The organism is Streptomyces sp. NPDC058092 (assembly GCF_042884935.1).
Classification (GTDB): domain Bacteria; phylum Actinomycetota; class Actinomycetes; order Streptomycetales; family Streptomycetaceae; genus Streptomyces.
Map to the genome: position 1 here is coordinate 1 of NZ_JBHVSY010000047.1, position 14,670 is coordinate 14,670.

Annotated in this window: 19 protein-coding genes; 11 read left to right on the forward strand and 8 right to left on the reverse strand. The window is 69.4% G+C overall.

Translation table 11 applies throughout. The features are described 5' to 3' along the window. Positions 1-192: 192 nt before the first annotated feature. Positions 193-1,683, forward strand: a complete 1,491-nt coding sequence (locus tag ACFVV1_RS39550; protein ID WP_390000148.1) for an LVIVD repeat-containing protein — start codon at positions 193-195, stop codon at positions 1,681-1,683. Between the two features lie 134 nt (positions 1,684-1,817). On the opposite strand, the gene ACFVV1_RS39555 is transcribed toward ACFVV1_RS39550, so the two are convergent. The 5 genes from ACFVV1_RS39555 to ACFVV1_RS39575 all read right to left on the reverse strand — a co-directional run bounded on the left by ACFVV1_RS39555 (position 1,818) and on the right by ACFVV1_RS39575 (position 4,918). Beyond that, complete coding sequence (locus ACFVV1_RS39555) at positions 1,818-1,997, reverse strand: hypothetical protein (protein ID WP_390000151.1); 180 nt, start codon at positions 1,995-1,997, stop codon at positions 1,818-1,820. A gap of 69 nt (positions 1,998-2,066) precedes the next feature. Continuing rightward, entirely contained in the window at positions 2,067-2,531 is a 465-nt protein-coding gene (locus ACFVV1_RS39560; RefSeq protein WP_390000154.1) for an HAD family hydrolase, read from the reverse strand. A gap of 19 nt (positions 2,532-2,550) precedes the next feature. After that, positions 2,551-3,249 carry a phosphatase PAP2 family protein gene (locus ACFVV1_RS39565; RefSeq protein ID WP_390000156.1) on the reverse strand — a complete coding sequence of 233 codons (699 nt, stop codon included), beginning with the start codon at positions 3,247-3,249 and terminating at the stop codon, positions 2,551-2,553. Positions 3,250-3,282: 33 nt separating this feature from the next. Next, complete coding sequence (locus tag ACFVV1_RS39570) at positions 3,283-4,218, reverse strand: M56 family metallopeptidase (protein WP_390000159.1); 936 nt, start codon at positions 4,216-4,218, stop codon at positions 3,283-3,285. A 97-nt stretch (positions 4,219-4,315) separates the two neighbouring features. Further along, complete coding sequence (locus tag ACFVV1_RS39575) at positions 4,316-4,918, reverse strand: DUF5134 domain-containing protein (RefSeq protein ID WP_390000162.1); 603 nt, start codon at positions 4,916-4,918, stop codon at positions 4,316-4,318. Here ACFVV1_RS39575 and ACFVV1_RS39580 point away from each other — a divergent pair. After that, positions 4,842-5,852 carry an aminotransferase class I/II-fold pyridoxal phosphate-dependent enzyme gene (locus ACFVV1_RS39580; protein ID WP_390000165.1) on the forward strand — a complete coding sequence of 337 codons (1,011 nt, stop codon included), beginning with the start codon at positions 4,842-4,844 and terminating at the stop codon, positions 5,850-5,852. The genes ACFVV1_RS39575 and ACFVV1_RS39580 overlap by 77 nt on opposite strands. A gap of 17 nt (positions 5,853-5,869) precedes the next feature. Here the strand turns inward: ACFVV1_RS39580 and ACFVV1_RS39585 are convergent, their stop codons facing one another. Beyond that, on the reverse strand, positions 5,870-6,256 hold the full coding sequence (locus ACFVV1_RS39585; protein WP_390000168.1) for a VOC family protein: 387 nt from the start codon (positions 6,254-6,256) through the stop codon (positions 5,870-5,872). Between the two features lie 79 nt (positions 6,257-6,335). Between ACFVV1_RS39585 and ACFVV1_RS39590 the strand changes: the two genes are divergently transcribed. Further along, positions 6,336-6,887 (forward strand): GNAT family N-acetyltransferase, encoded by a 552-nt coding sequence (locus ACFVV1_RS39590; RefSeq protein ID WP_390000171.1) that lies wholly within the window; start codon positions 6,336-6,338, stop codon positions 6,885-6,887. 75 nt (positions 6,888-6,962) lie between these two features. On the opposite strand, the gene ACFVV1_RS39595 is transcribed toward ACFVV1_RS39590, so the two are convergent. Next, on the reverse strand, positions 6,963-7,613 hold the full coding sequence (locus ACFVV1_RS39595) for a glycerophosphodiester phosphodiesterase (protein ID WP_390000223.1): 651 nt from the start codon (positions 7,611-7,613) through the stop codon (positions 6,963-6,965). 302 nt (positions 7,614-7,915) lie between these two features. Here ACFVV1_RS39595 and ACFVV1_RS39600 point away from each other — a divergent pair, with 302 nt between their 5' ends. From ACFVV1_RS39600 to ACFVV1_RS39620, 5 genes are all read left to right on the forward strand, one after another. After that, a complete protein-coding gene (locus ACFVV1_RS39600) occupies positions 7,916-9,313 on the forward strand; it encodes a DUF6421 family protein (protein WP_390000173.1) in 1,398 nt (465 codons plus the stop codon). A gap of 26 nt (positions 9,314-9,339) precedes the next feature. Then, positions 9,340-10,107: an SDR family NAD(P)-dependent oxidoreductase gene (locus ACFVV1_RS39605; RefSeq protein ID WP_390000226.1), complete on the forward strand. Its 768-nt coding sequence runs from the start codon at positions 9,340-9,342 to the stop codon at positions 10,105-10,107. After that, positions 10,086-11,165, forward strand: coding sequence for a threonine aldolase family protein (locus tag ACFVV1_RS39610; RefSeq protein WP_390000176.1), 1,080 nt, complete (start codon positions 10,086-10,088; stop codon positions 11,163-11,165). Before ACFVV1_RS39605 ends, ACFVV1_RS39610 begins: the two co-directional genes overlap by 22 nt. A gap of 102 nt (positions 11,166-11,267) precedes the next feature. Then, the gene (locus tag ACFVV1_RS39615; RefSeq protein WP_390000229.1) at positions 11,268-11,852 is read left to right on the forward strand and encodes a transglutaminase domain-containing protein; all 585 of its coding nucleotides are present in this window, start codon (positions 11,268-11,270) and stop codon (positions 11,850-11,852) included. 26 nt (positions 11,853-11,878) lie between these two features. Next, positions 11,879-12,571, forward strand: a complete 693-nt coding sequence (locus ACFVV1_RS39620; protein ID WP_390000179.1) for a B3/4 domain-containing protein — start codon at positions 11,879-11,881, stop codon at positions 12,569-12,571. Between the two features lie 46 nt (positions 12,572-12,617). Here the strand turns inward: ACFVV1_RS39620 and ACFVV1_RS39625 are convergent, their stop codons facing one another. After that, complete coding sequence (locus ACFVV1_RS39625; RefSeq protein ID WP_390000181.1) at positions 12,618-13,340, reverse strand: lysophospholipid acyltransferase family protein; 723 nt, start codon at positions 13,338-13,340, stop codon at positions 12,618-12,620. A 242-nt stretch (positions 13,341-13,582) separates the two neighbouring features. Here ACFVV1_RS39625 and ACFVV1_RS39630 point away from each other — a divergent pair, with 242 nt between their 5' ends. The 3 genes from ACFVV1_RS39630 to ACFVV1_RS39640 all read left to right on the forward strand — a co-directional run bounded on the left by ACFVV1_RS39630 (position 13,583) and on the right by ACFVV1_RS39640 (position 14,589). Continuing rightward, on the forward strand, positions 13,583-13,885 hold the full coding sequence (locus ACFVV1_RS39630) for a TlpA family protein disulfide reductase (RefSeq protein WP_390000232.1): 303 nt from the start codon (positions 13,583-13,585) through the stop codon (positions 13,883-13,885). 72 nt (positions 13,886-13,957) lie between these two features. After that, positions 13,958-14,038 carry a putative leader peptide gene (locus tag ACFVV1_RS39635; protein ID WP_351449023.1) on the forward strand — a complete coding sequence of 27 codons (81 nt, stop codon included), beginning with the start codon at positions 13,958-13,960 and terminating at the stop codon, positions 14,036-14,038. Between the two features lie 44 nt (positions 14,039-14,082). Continuing rightward, positions 14,083-14,589 (forward strand): flavin reductase family protein, encoded by a 507-nt coding sequence (locus ACFVV1_RS39640; RefSeq protein WP_390000184.1) that lies wholly within the window; start codon positions 14,083-14,085, stop codon positions 14,587-14,589. The last annotated feature ends 81 nt before the right edge of the window (positions 14,590-14,670 follow it).

Sequence of the window (14,670 nt, forward strand, 5' to 3'; positions counted from 1 at the left end):
AACGGAGAACTCCGGGCGGGCAGTCGGCGATGAAACAGGAAGTCTCACGGCGCGAGCCGTAAGAATCTCCCTCCTTCAGGAGGGAGAGCGTCAATACGTCTCTGTTGCCATCTGTTGGGACAGCCATGGGAAGGACGATACTGCCGGGGTCCGTGAACCGTTCAACTACGTTCGGATACATGGGAGGACGCAGTGAATTCGTTGCACACGAGCCCGGTGCGGCGCAGACGCCTGGGCGTGGCGGCAGCGGCCGCCGGCCTGCTGGCCACTCTGCTGATGGCCGGCCCCGCAGCCGCGACGCCCGACCCGGGCGACGCGGGCGCCGCCCGTACCGATGTCTCCGCCGCCGGGGAAGCCGCAGCCGCGGCCGCCATCACGAGCGGCGAAATACCCGGCGTGGACGAGATCGTCCACAGTGGCAACATCACCCATCTGGCCAACGTCCCGAAGGGCGCGCTCAAGGGGCTGAACACGGACCTGGCCTTCCAGGGGACGTACGCCTACGCCGGAAACTACGACGGCTTCCGGATCTTCGACATCAGAGATCCGAAGGCCCCGAAGACGGTCGCGCAGGTTCTCTGCCCCGGCTCGCAGAACGACATCTCGGTCTCGGGGAACCTGCTCTTCCTGTCCACCGACTCCTCGCGCAGCGACAACTCCTGCACCAGCACCACCCAGCCCGCCACGGAGAAGTCCTCCTGGGAGGGCATGAAGATCTTCGACATCAGCGACAAGCGCAACCCGAAGTACGTCGCCGCGGTCGAGACCGCCTGCGGATCGCACACGCACACGCTGGTCCCCGACGGCAAGAACGTCTACGTGTACGTCTCCTCGTACTCGCCGAGCGAAGCCTTCCCCGACTGCCAGCCGCCGCACGACGGGATCTCCATCATCAAGGTGCCGCGCAACGCACCCGAGAAGGCCGCGGTCGTGAACTTCCCGGTGCTCTTCCCGGACGGCGGCAATCCGGGCGCTCCGACCAATCCGGGTGTCTCCAAGACCACCGGCTGCCACGACATCACCGTGCTGCCCTCGAAGGACCTGGCGGCCGGTGCCTGCATGGGTGACGGTCTGCTGTTCTCCATCAAGGACCCGGAGAACCCGAAGATCATCGACCGGGTGCAGGACAACGTGAACTTCGCGTTCTGGCACTCCGCGACGTTCAACCAGAAGGCGGACAAGGTCGTCTTCACCGATGAGCTCGGCGGCGGTGGCGCGGCCACCTGCAACGAGGAGATCGGCCCGAAGCGCGGCGCCGACGGCATCTACGACATCGTCGGCAAGGGAGACCACCGCAGGCTGGTCTTCCGCAGCTACTTCAAGATCGACCGCCCGCAGGCCGACACCGAGGTCTGCGTCGCGCACAACGGTTCGATCATCCCGGTCAAGGGCCGCGACGTGATGGTCCAGGCCTGGTACCAGGGCGGGGTCTCGGTGTGGGACTTCACCGACTCCTCGAAGCCGAAGGAGATCGGCTACTTCGAGCGCGGCCCCGTCAGCACGGACGCGGTCACCACGGCCGGCTCCTGGTCGGCGTACTACTACAACGGCTACATCTACTCCAACGACATCGCCAAGGGCTTCGACGTCCTGAAGCTCGACGACCGGCGGACCGACCCGGCGAAGCGGGTACGGCTGAACGAACTCAATGTTCAGACGCAGCCGGACTACTTCGACCGCTGATCCCGCCTGTTCGACCGCTCGACCGGCACCATCCTGCTCCATCGCGCGCCGCGTGCGTCCCGCCGGGCCGATTCCACAGCCCGGCGGGACGCGCCGCAGCCGACGGCGCTCGGCCCAGGAGTACCGCACCCGGGTCAGGCGGCGGACCTGGCGCTCCCGCCGGTCGCTGCCGCCCACTCCACGAGCAACCGCTGGTACTGCTCCTCGTCCTCCGGGGACAGGCAGCCGCCTGAGCGCTCCCACAGGTCACGAATCTCTTTGTTCACCACGGCGGCGGTACGCACGGAATCGGAGGAGCAGGGTCGACGGGGCATGCATACAGGCTAAGGCCACGATGTGACAATCCGACCCATTGCGCGTCAGGGACATCTCTCACATGTCTCTCAGGCAACGCCCGGCACCAGTCCGAGCGTCCGCAGCCCGTCGGGCCGCTGCTCCACCGGCAGATGGTGGACAAAGCGTACGTCGCAGCCCAGTGCCGCCGCCCCGCCGTCCGCGCGCCGTTCGTCGCCGACCATCACCACATCCGCCGGGTTCTGCCCGAGAAGTGTGCAGGCCATGTGGAAGAGGCGTGTGTTCGGTTTCTGGACGCCGTGCTCGTACGACAAGACGTAGGCGTCGATCAGGGCGGGGGTGGCCCACAGGTCGGCGAGCCGGGCGGGAACGTGCCGGGGAGGCGGACCGCCCGGCAACGCCCCGGCAGCCTCCAGCCCCCGCGCGTACCGCTCGAAGTCGGCCTCGCTCACCGCCACCTCCCGCTCGGCGAGGACCGCGCGCAACCAGGATTGGACCGATTCGATACGGAAGAGAGTCCCGGAGAAGTCGAAGAGCACACCCTTGATCTGCATGGACGCGATCCTTCTCGGTTCAGGAGCGTCGCGGCAAGGCCGGTCCGCCGCGTTCCTCGTACCGGGCGAAACCAGCGATGGAGAACCCGACCAGGGCCGCCCCCAGCAGCCAGCCGCCCAGTACGTCGCTCGGCCAGTGCACCCCCAGGTAGAGCCGGGTGACGCCCACTCCGATCACCGAGACCCATGCCACCACCAGCGCCGCCCGCCACACCCGGGGCCCCGTGCCGTGCCTGCGCAGCAGCCAGAGCAGTAGACCGCAGCTCACCATCGCCGTCATCGCGTGCCCCGAGGGGAACGCCGCGTAGTGAGCGGAATCCACCGGGTCCGGCCACCGCGGCCGCTCCCGGCCGACCGCGGACTTCAGCCCCTGCTGCAGAAGAGCCGACAGCACGCTCGTCACGGCGACCCACACCGCGAGCGCCCGCGCCCCGCGCCACCACAGCACCACCACGGCCACCGTGATCAGGGCGCGCATCGTCCACGGATCCCACACCCAGTCGGTCAGGACCCGGTTGGCGTGGACGAGGCCGGGTTCGGTGACCGCCCTTCGGTGCAGGGCGTCCGCGACCGTACGGTCCAGCGTCATCAACGGCGACCAGCGCCCGGCGACCAGGATCAGCAGGACCAGGGCGAGAGCGGCGCAGACCATGGCCGTGCCGAAGGGGCTGACGCGGGAACGGGTGTGGGCCGGTGGGACCGGCGACGGGGATGACATGGGGCGATCTTCGCGGAAGTTCCGCGTCCCCGGCTATCCCAGCGCTGTGAGTCCCGGAAGGAAGGCCACCAGAAGAGGAACCACCGGTACCAGGGCGGCCGCCGCGGTCAGCCGGAGCCGACGACCGGCCGTGAGCCGCTCCACCGGGGTCAGCAGCCGGTTCACCCGCAGCGGGAGCTCGGCGTCCGGCGTCGGGCAGGGGCCGAACACGCCCCGGTCCTCGTTGAGTTCCACCAAGGCCAGGGCGATCGTCAGCCGCCCGAAACGCCTCGACGCCACATCGTCCGCGGCCAGTTCGATCAGCCGGTGCATCTCGTCGCGGAAGGCCGCGAACACCGGCACCTGAGGAAACCCGGTCGCGAGCGCGCCGGAACAGTGCAGCAGCCAGTCGTGCCGGGCCTTCGCATGGCCTTGCTCATGAGCGAGCACCGCATCCAGCTGACGACCCTTCAGGCGGCCCAGCGCCGCAGTGGTGATGACCAGTTGAGGCGCCGCACCCGGCAGCCACCAGGCGTCCGGACGCTGTCCCTCCAGCACGACGAGCCGGCCACCGCCGGGCTCCTCCCCGGGCATCAGCGGGGAACGCACCAGCAATTCGGCCCGGCGCCGCCTGCGACGCACCCGGGCGCGACGGATCTCCCGGGTCAGCATGGCCGCCGTCCAGACCCCGCCGAGCGCCAGCAGCACGGCCATGGCGGCGGACCACTGCCCGTGTCCGCCCAGCGCATACGCCTCCACCACGGCACGCGGCGCCGGCGCGAACACATGCCCGCGCACCGCTTGCCAGGCCGCGGCAGCGCTGAACGTCATGGAGAGCGCGAAACAGAGCAGCACCCCGGCCACCACGCACTGCCACACCCACAGCGCGACAACGGGCTCACGCTCCGGCCACTGCGCCCGCGCCATCAGACGCGGGGTCACGACGGCGGCCAGTGCACCGAGCAACAGCAGCGCGAGGGAGACCAACATGGCGCCAGCCTATGAGCGGCGCGGTACCCACGGGTATGGCTCTGCACGGCAAGTGATGTACGCCACGGTCTGGTCCGCTCGCTGTCCCGCAGATCTCTCAGAGAGTGAGCAGCATCGCGAACATGGCTATTCCCATCGTCAGCCGACAGGCGAGAGCCAGCTCGGGACGAGCGGCCCAGCCACCGCCGACAGGTCCGCCGCCGACCGGCCCGCTACCGCCCGCCACGGCGGCCACCGGTATCAACCGGGCCCCCGACCTCAGCACATACGCCGCGTAGTAGGCCAGCAGCAGTCCGGTCAGCAGGGGTACGCCCCCGGCCGTCGCCGCGACGCCGTGGCCCGCGTGCCCGCCGTGCCCACCATGGGCCCCTCCACTGCCCGATGCCATCGCCACCGCCATGTACACCATCGCCGACGACCCGACCAGATGGTGCAGATGGTGCGCGCTGTGCCGGGAGAACCACAGCGCGCGCAACGAGGCCAGGCCGAACAGCACCGCGTACACCGCCCACCCCCAGACCGGTGGTGTCACGACAGCAGCCGGCACCGCCATGGCGGCCATGCCGAAGCCCATCAGCGCCTCGGCTCGCGCCGCCCTGCGTTCCTCCCCGGTCTCGCCGCGCGTGCGCAGCAGGCAGTACGCACCCGTCACCCCGCACAACGCCATCAGCAGCCAGCAGGACACCACCGGTCCGTGCACAGCGCACCTCCCCCGGGACGTACGACTTCAGTCCCCCTTGGTCGATGCCCGGACCGGGACCGTCATACGCGGCGCACTGAGGTACAAGGGAGCGCGCGGAGGGGGTGTTCCCCGCCGCGCGCTGTGCCCGCTCGGCCCGGTCAGCCGAGGGCGATCCCGCGGCGCCCGTCCGGTCCCGCTGCCGGCGGACACCGCCCACGGCGACAACGTCGCCGCACTGGCGCGGCCGGCCGGCCATATCCGACCGCGCCTCGTCCATCTGCAGCCGTCGGTCCACAATCCCACCGGACGCACCATGGACGAGCACACCCGCCGCGCCTGGGCCGGCGTACTGGCGGAGCAGGGCCTGTACGCCGTGGAGGACAACGCCTACGCGGAACTGGCCCGGCACCACGACGCCGCGCCGGTCTCCCTCGCCGCCCAGTTGCCGCCCGCCGCCACCGCCACCATCGGCACCCCGTCCAAGCTCTTCCGGGGCGGTCTGCGGCTCGGCTGGATCCGCGCCTCCACCACCGTCATCCGGCGCCTGGCCGACATCAAGAAGTCCGTCGACCTGTCATGCCCGGTGGTGGACCAGATGCTGGCCGTGCAGCTGCTCCGGCAACTGCCCGAGGCCCGCGCCCAGCGACGTTCCCGGCTGCGTGAACGCCTGACGCAGACGGATCGGCTCCTGCGTGATCAGCGGACCGGCTGGCGGTGGGAACGGCCCGCGGGAGGTTCCGCCCCCTGGGTGGAGATCCCCGGCGCCGATGCCGAGGCGACCGCTCAGCCGGCCCGCCGCGCGGGCGTACTGATCGTCCCCGGCCCCGCCTTCTCCGCCGTGGCCGGCTTCCGGCACCACCTGCGTCTCCCGTTCGCGGACCACGACGGCGACCTGGAAAAGGCCCTGCCCGTGCTCGTCGACTGCGTGGACAGAAGCCGCGCTCCGCGCTGACAGCGCGAGCGGTACCTCTAGGGTCGGTAGCGCAGCGGATGGTCCGCCGGTACTTCCACCATGACGATCCTGTGCCCGTCCGGATCGCGGATCCACATCTCGACGAGCCCCCACGGCTCACGCACCGGCGGCCTCAGCACCTCGACGCCGCGGGCCGACACCTCCTCGTGCGCAGTCCGGACGTCCGCGACCTGCATCCACAGTTCGAGCCCGGGCACCGGCGGTGTGGCAGCGCGCCCGGAGACCTCCAGGAAGCCGCCGCCGAGGAAGTAGACCGTGCCCCGCTCGGGACCGGTGCCGAACTCCCGGTAGACGGGCAGCCCGAGCGACTCCCCGTAGAAGATCCGTGACCGCTCGGGATCGGCCGGACGCAGCAGGATCCGGCTGCTCAGCACATGAACCATGCGCCCGACCATAGGCCCTGAGCACGCGGGATACGCTGCTCCGGCACGGCCACAACAGAGATACGGAGAGCCACCGCCCATGAACACAGCCCCTGCCCAGGACCCGGGACAGCTGACCTTCCGCGACGCGGCCGACGCCGATGTGCCCGCACTTGTGACGCTGATCGAGTCGGCGTACCGGGGGGACTCCAGCCGGGCCGGATGGACCTCCGAGGCGGACCTCCTGCAGGGGCAGCGGACCGACCCGGACGGTGTCCGCGAGGTCGTCGAAGCGCCCGGCAGCCGTCTTCTCGTGGCGGAGCGCGACGGCGCGCTCGTCGCCTGCTGCCAGCTCGAACACCGCGGTGACGCCGCCTACTTCGGGATGTTCGCGGTCCGTCCCGAGCTGCAGGGAGCCGGTCTCGGCAAGGTGATCATCGCGGAGGCCGAGCGCGCCGTACGGGAGAGCTGGGGGGTGGCCGAGATGCACATGACCGTGATATCGGTGCGCGAGGAGCTGATCGCCTGGTACGAGCGGCGTGGCTACCGCCGTACGGGAAAGCTCAGCCCGTTCCCGTACGGCGATGCGCGCTGCGGCATCCCGCAGCGCGACGATCTCGCATTCGAGCTGCTCGTCAAGGCCCTGGTCTGACCGGGCAGACGACCGACCGGACCGGGTCGGTGATCGATCCGGCAGAGCCGGGGACCGGTCCGGCCGGTCCGGTGATCAAGCGGTGAAGCGGCCGGCGCGGCGGATGTCCGGGTAGTCGGTGGTCGCGCCGTCCAGCCGCAGGGCGCGTACCAGCCGCAGATGGTCCTGGGTGTTCACCACCCAGCCGATGACCTTCAGTCCTTCGGCGTGCGCCTGCTCGACCACCTCCAGGGTGAGGCGGCGGATGTTCAGTGCCAGCGTCGCCGCACCCACTGCCTTCGCCCGCTCCACCACATCGCTCCGCCAGCGGCTCGCGATGAGTACGGTCCGTACCCCCGGCACCAGTTGGGCGATCTCGGCGACCGCCTCGTCGTGGAACGACGACACCTCCACCCGGTCGACGAGACCGCGCCACAGCATCACCTCGGCCAGGGCGCGGGCCGCGGCCACATCCTTGATCTCCGCCTGCACGGGGGACCGTACGGCGTCGAGTACCTCCTCGAAGACCGGCACCCGCTCACCCTGCCCGGCGTCGAGTTCGCGCAGCTCGGACAAGGTCTTCTCGGCGATCGGACCGCTGCCGTCCGTCGTACGGTCGACATCGGCGTCGTGCATGACGGCCAGCGCGCCGTCCTTGCTCAGATGAAGGTCCAGCTCGATGGCGTCCATCCCGGCCCGTTCCGCATGGAGGAAGGACCGCAGGGTGTTCTCCGGCTCGACACCCATCACTCCGCGATGACCGATGGTGAGAAAAGACAAGGCAACTCGCTTCCGTCGACGGTGTCCTGCCCGCGTGCGGCTCCTACCCACCAGGCGGCACGGCACTACGGCAGCCTAGTGGCCCACCTCCCGCCGACAGCCACCGAACCACGCCCCGTCGACGGAAGTGGTCGCAGAAAAGATGCAGCACGGGAAGAATCGCGGTGACCAAGGGGGTCGGCAGGATAATTTCCGGAGGCCCACTTGTCCGAAGGAACCGCACATGGATACGGTTGCCTGACGCGAGGTTCTCCCGTGGAGGAAGAGTTATGACGGAAATTCTTGTGCACGACGTCGCCGCAGGTGACATAGATACGGACCGGCGGGTGACCGAGCACCCGGCCTGGCCCGCGCTCAAGAATGCCGTGGAGGAGATCCGGCCCTGGCAGTCGAAGGACGGTTCCATCGACTTCGACGCCGAGGGCGCGCCGTCCGGGGAGGCCGCCCGGGCCACGCTGGACCGTGTGATCGCAGCGATCGGGGAGCTCTCCCCGCTGCTCCCGCACGATGTGGCCTACCACCGTGCTCTGCTCGTGGACCTGCGTCGCTGGGCCGCGGACGGTTTCGGTGTGCCGGACTTCCTCGACTCGCTGCTCGCCTTCCAGCCGGCCAAGGGCCGCACCGACGGGCGGCAGCACCTGGTCGTCTTCGCGATGTACACCCAGAACGGCAACCCGGACCGCAACCTCGAAGCGGTCGTGCTGCGGATGGTCTGGCCGGACTGGCTGGCCGAGCTCGAAGCCACCCGCTACGACAACCCGCTGTTCTGCGGCATCACCTTCGAGGACTTCACCTCGGGCTACGACACCAACTCCGCGGTGCTCTTCCCGGAGACCGTCGCCATGCGCGAGGCCCCCGAGCGCTTCAGCTGGGGTGGAATCTTCTGCGATCGCGAGGCCGCCCGGTTCCGCCGGGTCACCGAGGCGGCGGTCGAGCTGCTCGGCGTCGAGCTGCCCGACGACATTCGCGAAATGGTCGGCGACCAGCAGCGCTGCGAGCAGGCCTTCGTGCTCTGGGACATGGTCCACGACCGGACGCACAGCCACGGCGACCTGCCGTTCGACCCCTTCATGATCAAGCAGCGCCAGCCGTTCTGGATGTACGGGCTGGAAGAGCTGCGCTGCGACCTCACCGCCTTCAAGGAGGCCGTGAAACTGCAGGCCGACGGCTTCCCGCAGGGCCGCGATGTGCAGTACGCCGTGCTGTTCGACCGGATGTTCCGCTTCCCCGTCACCGGCGAGCGCGTCCGCAACTACGACGGCCTCGGCGGCCAGCTTCTCTTCGCGTACCTCCACAAGCACGACGTGATCCGCTGGACGGACAACACGCTGAGGATCGACTGGGACCGTGCCCCGCAGATCACCAATCAGCTGTGCGCCGAGATCGAGAAGCTCTACCGGGACGGCATCGACCGCCCCAAGCTCGTCCACTGGTTCGCCGCGTACGACCTGGTCGCCACCTATCTGGCACCGCACCCGGGCTCCCGCTGGGCCAAGGGCCCGGACGCGCTGGACCTGTCCCAGCCGCCGCGTAAGCTCGTCGACGATGTGCTTCCGGACGAGTTTCCCCTGAGCATGTTCTATGAGGCGCTCTCCAAGAAACTGAAGAACGTGATCGCCTCGACCAAGGGGATCACCGCCGCGGATGCCGATCGGGCAGCCGCGTGAGCGCCGAGCTTGAGGAGGCGGTGGCCATGAACGGAAACGGCAAGGGCAACGGGGGCGGTGCTCTCGAAGGTGCCGTGATCGCGGTCGCCGGAGCGGCAGGCCCGGCCGGGCGGGCCACGCTGCTGAGGCTCGCCGAGGCCGGTGCGACCGTCGTCGCCTCCGACGCGGACGCCACCCGCCTGGCCGAGGCGGTCGACGCGGCGCGATACGCCCACGGCGGAGCGACCGTCACCGGCGACACCGTCGATCTGCTGGACCTCGCCGCCACCCGCGAATGGGCGGACAAGACCGAGAAGGAATTCGGCCGGATCGACGGCTTGGTCCACCTCGTCGGTGGCTGGCGCGGCAGTGCAGGCTTCGCCGAGACCGACCTCGCCGACTGGAACCTGCTGGAGAAGCTGCTGATCCGTACGGTCCAGCACACCTCGCTGGCCTTCCAGGAGGGGCTGCAGCGCAGCGACCGGGGTCGCTATGTGCTGATCAGCGCGGCCGGGGCGAGCAAGCCCACCGCGGGAAACGCGGCCTACGCGGCGTCGAAGGCCGCCGCCGAGGCCTGGACCCTCGCCCTCGCGGACGCCTTCCGCAAGGCGGGGGGCGACGAAGGTCCGAGGACCGCGGCTGCGATCCTGGTCATCAAGGCACTGGTGCACGACGCGATGCGCGCCGAGCGCCCGAATGCGAAATTCGCGGGCTTCACCGACGTCAAGGATCTGGCCGATGCCATTGCCGGCGTCTGGGACCGGCCCGCCCCGGAAGTGAACGGAAAGCGCCTGTGGCTGACCCCACAACCGTAAGGACCGACGCGCGACGCCACCACGACCCGCAGGTACGCGGCTTCGCCAGTGACAACTACGCGGGCACGCACCCGGAGATTCTCGCGGCCATCGCCCTGGCCAACGGCGGTCACCAGATCGCCTACGGCGAGGACGACTACACCGAGCACCTCCAGCGGGTCATGCACAGTCACTTCGGCCCCACCGCCGAAGCCTTTCCGGTCTTCAACGGAACCGGCGCCAACGTCGTCTCCCTCCAGGCGATGACCGACCGTTGGGGCGCGGTGATCTGCGCCGAGTCCGCCCACATCAACGTCGACGAAGGCGGTGCCCCGGAGCGGGTGGGCGGCCTCAAGCTGCTCACCGTGCCGACCCCGGACGGCAAGCTCACTCCGGAGCTCATCGACCGGCAGGCGTACGGCTGGGACGACGAGCACCGGGCCATGCCGCAGGTCGTCTCGATCACCCAGAACACCGAGCTGGGCACCGTCTACACACCCGACGAGATCCGCGCCATCTGCGACCACGCCCACGGTCACGGCATGAAGGTCCACCTGGACGGGGCCCGGATAGCCAACGCCGCGGCGTCACTGGACGTACCGATGCGTACGTTCACCAACACCGTCGGCGTCGACGTCCTCTCCTTCGGCGGCACGAAGAACGGGGCGATCTTCGGCGAGGCCGTGATCGTCCTCAACCCGGACGCCGTCCGGGCCATGAAGCACCTGCGCAAGCTGTCGATGCAGCTCGCCTCCAAGATGCGCTTCGTCTCCGTGCAGTTGGAGGCGCTGCTCGCCGGAGACCTCTGGCTGCGCAACGCCCGGCACGCCAACACCATGGCCCAGCGGCTCGCGGAGGGTGTGCGCGCGGTGGACGGTGTGGAGATCCTCCATCCGGTCCAGGCCAACGCCGTCTTCGCCCGGCTGCCGCACGACGTGAGCGAACGGCTGCAGAAGCGCTTCCGCTTCTACTTCTGGGACGAGGCAGCCGGTGATGTGCGCTGGATGTGCTCCTTCGACACGATGGAGCACGATGTCGACGCATTCGTCCTGGCTCTGAAGGAAGAAATGGCGAAGTAGCCTGCCTGAACAGAATTGAATAGATTTGCGGTTGATTGGAAAATCATTGACATCCGGTCGGCCGCATATCTATGCTCGGCGGTCATGGAGCTGATCCAGTAGATCCCGCAACTTTCCGCCTATCTTGCCGCAGACGAGACCATCGACCACGAGCATGCGCTGGTACGGGAGACGGTCGCCAGTCTCCACGGCGACACCAGCGATGCATACTCATACGCAGCTGCCGCCTACGCCTTCGTGCGGGACACCATTCCGCACTCCGCCGATTCGGGCGACATGCGGGTCGCCTGGCGCGCCTCCGACGTCCTCGCGACACGCAACGGAATCTGCCACTCCAAATCCCACGCCCTGGCCGCCCTTCTCCGCGCGGCGGGTATCCCGACCGCCCTCTGCTATCAGGCGCTCGGCGAGGACAACGGGGACCCGGGCCCCGTGCACGGACTGATCGCGGTACGGCTGCCCGGCCGTGATAGCTGGGACCGCCAGGACCCCCGGGGCAACAAGCCGGGCGTCGTCGACGCCCAATTCTCGCTCGACGAGGAGCGGCTGGCGTGGCCCGTCCGGCCGGAGTTCGGTGAAGTGGACTATCCAGTACTCTATGCGGCACCGCATCCGGCGGTGCTGCGTGGCCTCGAGTCCGCCGAGGACCGCCCGCAGTTGTGGCGCACTCTGCCTACAGAGCTCTGAGATCCCGTCCCGAGGCAAGGCAGCCGATGACCCTGACGTTCACCGTCTCCGACGACGTACGCACCCTCGCCCCCGGCTTCACCCACCTCGCCGTCGAAGCGCGCGGCCTGGTCAACGGGCCCAGCAATGAAGAGAGTTCGGCCCTCCTGGACGAAGCGGCCCGCCGTCTGTCCGAGCGGCTCGACGGCCGGGCCCCGCACGAGGACCCCCGTCTCGCCGCCTGGCGCGACGCTTACACCGCCTTCGGCGCCAAGCCCTCCCGCACCCGCAACTCCGCCGAAGCCCTGGCCCGGCGCGCGCTCACCGACGCCGGGCTGCCGCGCATCAATCTCCTGGTCGACCTCTACAACGCCATCAGCGTCGCCCACCTGATCCCGGTCGGTGGCGAGGACACCGACCGGATCAAGGGCGCCATGCGGCTCGTACGTTCCACCGGACAGGAGCCCTTCTCCACCGTCGCGGGCGGCGAGGAGACCGTGGAGCACCCCGAGCCCGGCGAAGTCGTCTGGTGCGACGACGAGGGCGTCACCTGCCGGCGCTGGAACTGGCGACAGGGGGTGCGCACCCGGCTCACCGAGGAGTCCGTGAACGCCGTATTCCTGCTGGAGCGCCTCGCGCCCATGACGATCGGCGAACTCGAAGCCGCGGGCGCCGAACTCGCCGAGCGGCTGGAGAAGCTCAGCCCCGGAGCGCGGATCACCGTCGGTACCCCGGAGTGACGTTTCGCCGGAGTGACGTTTCGGCCGGGGCCGTGGGCCGGCCGCGTCAGCTCCTCTCGCGTACCTCGGCCGGCGTCGGAGCCGTACCGCCGAGGTGCGCGGGCACCCACCAGGTGTCGCTCGCGTCCTTCGGGCGCACGGGATAGGCGCGCTGGGCCGCTTCCAGGAGCTCCTGGACCCGCTCCCGCAGCCGCCGGGTGATCGCGCCCGCGTACTGGTCGGTGGGAGCCTCCACCGGCTCGCCCACCCGGATCGTCACCGGAATGTGGCTGCGCTTGAAATTGCGCGGCCGGCCCTTGGTCCACAGCCGCTGGGTCCCCCACAGCGCCATGGGGATCAGCGGCACTCCGGCTTCCTGGGCCAGCCGGGCGGCGCCGGACTTGAAGCTCTTCAGCGTGAACGACTCCGAGATGGTGGCCTCGGGGAAGACGCCCACGATCTCGCCGGAGCGCAACGAGTCGAGCGCGTGCGCATACGCGTCCTCGCCCTGCTTGCGGTCGACGGGAATGTGCTTCATGCCGCGCATCAGCGGCCCGGACACCTTGTGCCGGAAGACCGATTCCTTCGCCATGAACCGGACGAGCCGCTTCTGCGGCAGCGCCGCGAGTCCGGTGAAGATGAAGTCCAGATAGCTGATGTGGTTGCTCACCAGTACCGCGCCGCCGGTCTTCGGGATGTGCTCGGAACCCTGGGTGTCGATCTTCAGGTCAAGCGCCTTGAAAAATGTACGAGCGGCGCCGACGACCGGTCGATAGACGAGTTCTGCCATCTCGGGAAGACCCTTCTTCAGCGCCTGGGGAGGATTCTCCCGGCGGAAGTTACGCAGCCGTAGGTTTGCGGCATTGGGCCGATCGTGCCCCATGCGCGACGCGGTGGCCAGTCTCGGAGGGCGCGGGGCGCGAGATTCTCGTCACGTGGAACCGCCGGGAATGTCTCGTCGCCCTGTGGTGCTGACCCCTTGCGAAGAGCTCTGACAGGAGGCCGAAGGTGGACGGACGGACACATCGGGGAATGCTGGGCGCGGCCCAACTCGGCGCGGAATTGGGGGAGCGGGCAACCCTGGTGCAGTTCTCCAGCGCGTTCTGCCAGCCCTGCCGGGCCACCCGGCGCACCCTCGTCGAGGTGGCGCGCATGGTGGACGGCGTCGCGCATGTGGAGATCGACGCCGAGGCGCATCTCACTCTCGTGCGCGAGCTGGAGATCAGCCGGACGCCGACCGTACTCGTCCTCGACGCCACCGGCCGGATCGTCCGCCGGGCCGTGGGGCAGCCGCGCACCGTCGACGTGGTTGCCGCGCTGGGACAGGCGATGTGACGGACCGTGATGCATCTCCCACATTACGGAACGCTCTTGACTGCACCGGCCGCGCATCGTCAGTGTGACGCTATGCCGCCAGAACTCCTTCTCCACGGCCGGGTCCACGTGGATCTCGCCCGCTACGCGAGTGCGCGCTGTCCAGGTGTCTGAGCACCCACGGCCCTGTACGCCATCCCCCGTAGAAGGACCTCTCCATGACGGCATCGCCCGAGCTCGGTACCTCCCGCACGGCATCCCCCGAACTTCTCCGCTCGGTCTTCCGGCAGCACGCCGCCGGTGTGGCAGTGATCACCGCCGCAGGTGACCGGCCGGTCGGCTTCACCGCCACCTCTCTCAACTCCGTGGCCGCCGAGCCGCCACTGATCTCGTTCGGCGTGGGGACCTCGTCCTCCAGCTGGCCGGTCGTGGCCGAGGCCGAGCACATAGGTGTCCATGTACTCGGCGAGCACCAGCGGGATCTTGCCGCCACTTTTGCCCGCAGCGGCGCCGACCGGTTCGGGCCGTCCACCTATTGGCGCAGCGGGCCCGAAGGTGTGCCGGTCCTCGACGGTGTGCTGGCGTGGCTGGTCTGCCGCGTGGTGGCGCGGGTCCCGGCAGGCGACCACCGGATCGTGATCGCGGAGGCCGTGGTCGGCGACCCGGCCGGAGGCGGTCGCCCGCTGCTCTATCACCAGGGCCGCTTCACCGGCCTGCGGGACTGAGAACTCCCAAGCGGGACTTGGACGCCGCACGTTGGCCAGATCACAGTTCCAAGCGCTTGCTCATGGGTAAAGCACTGGGTG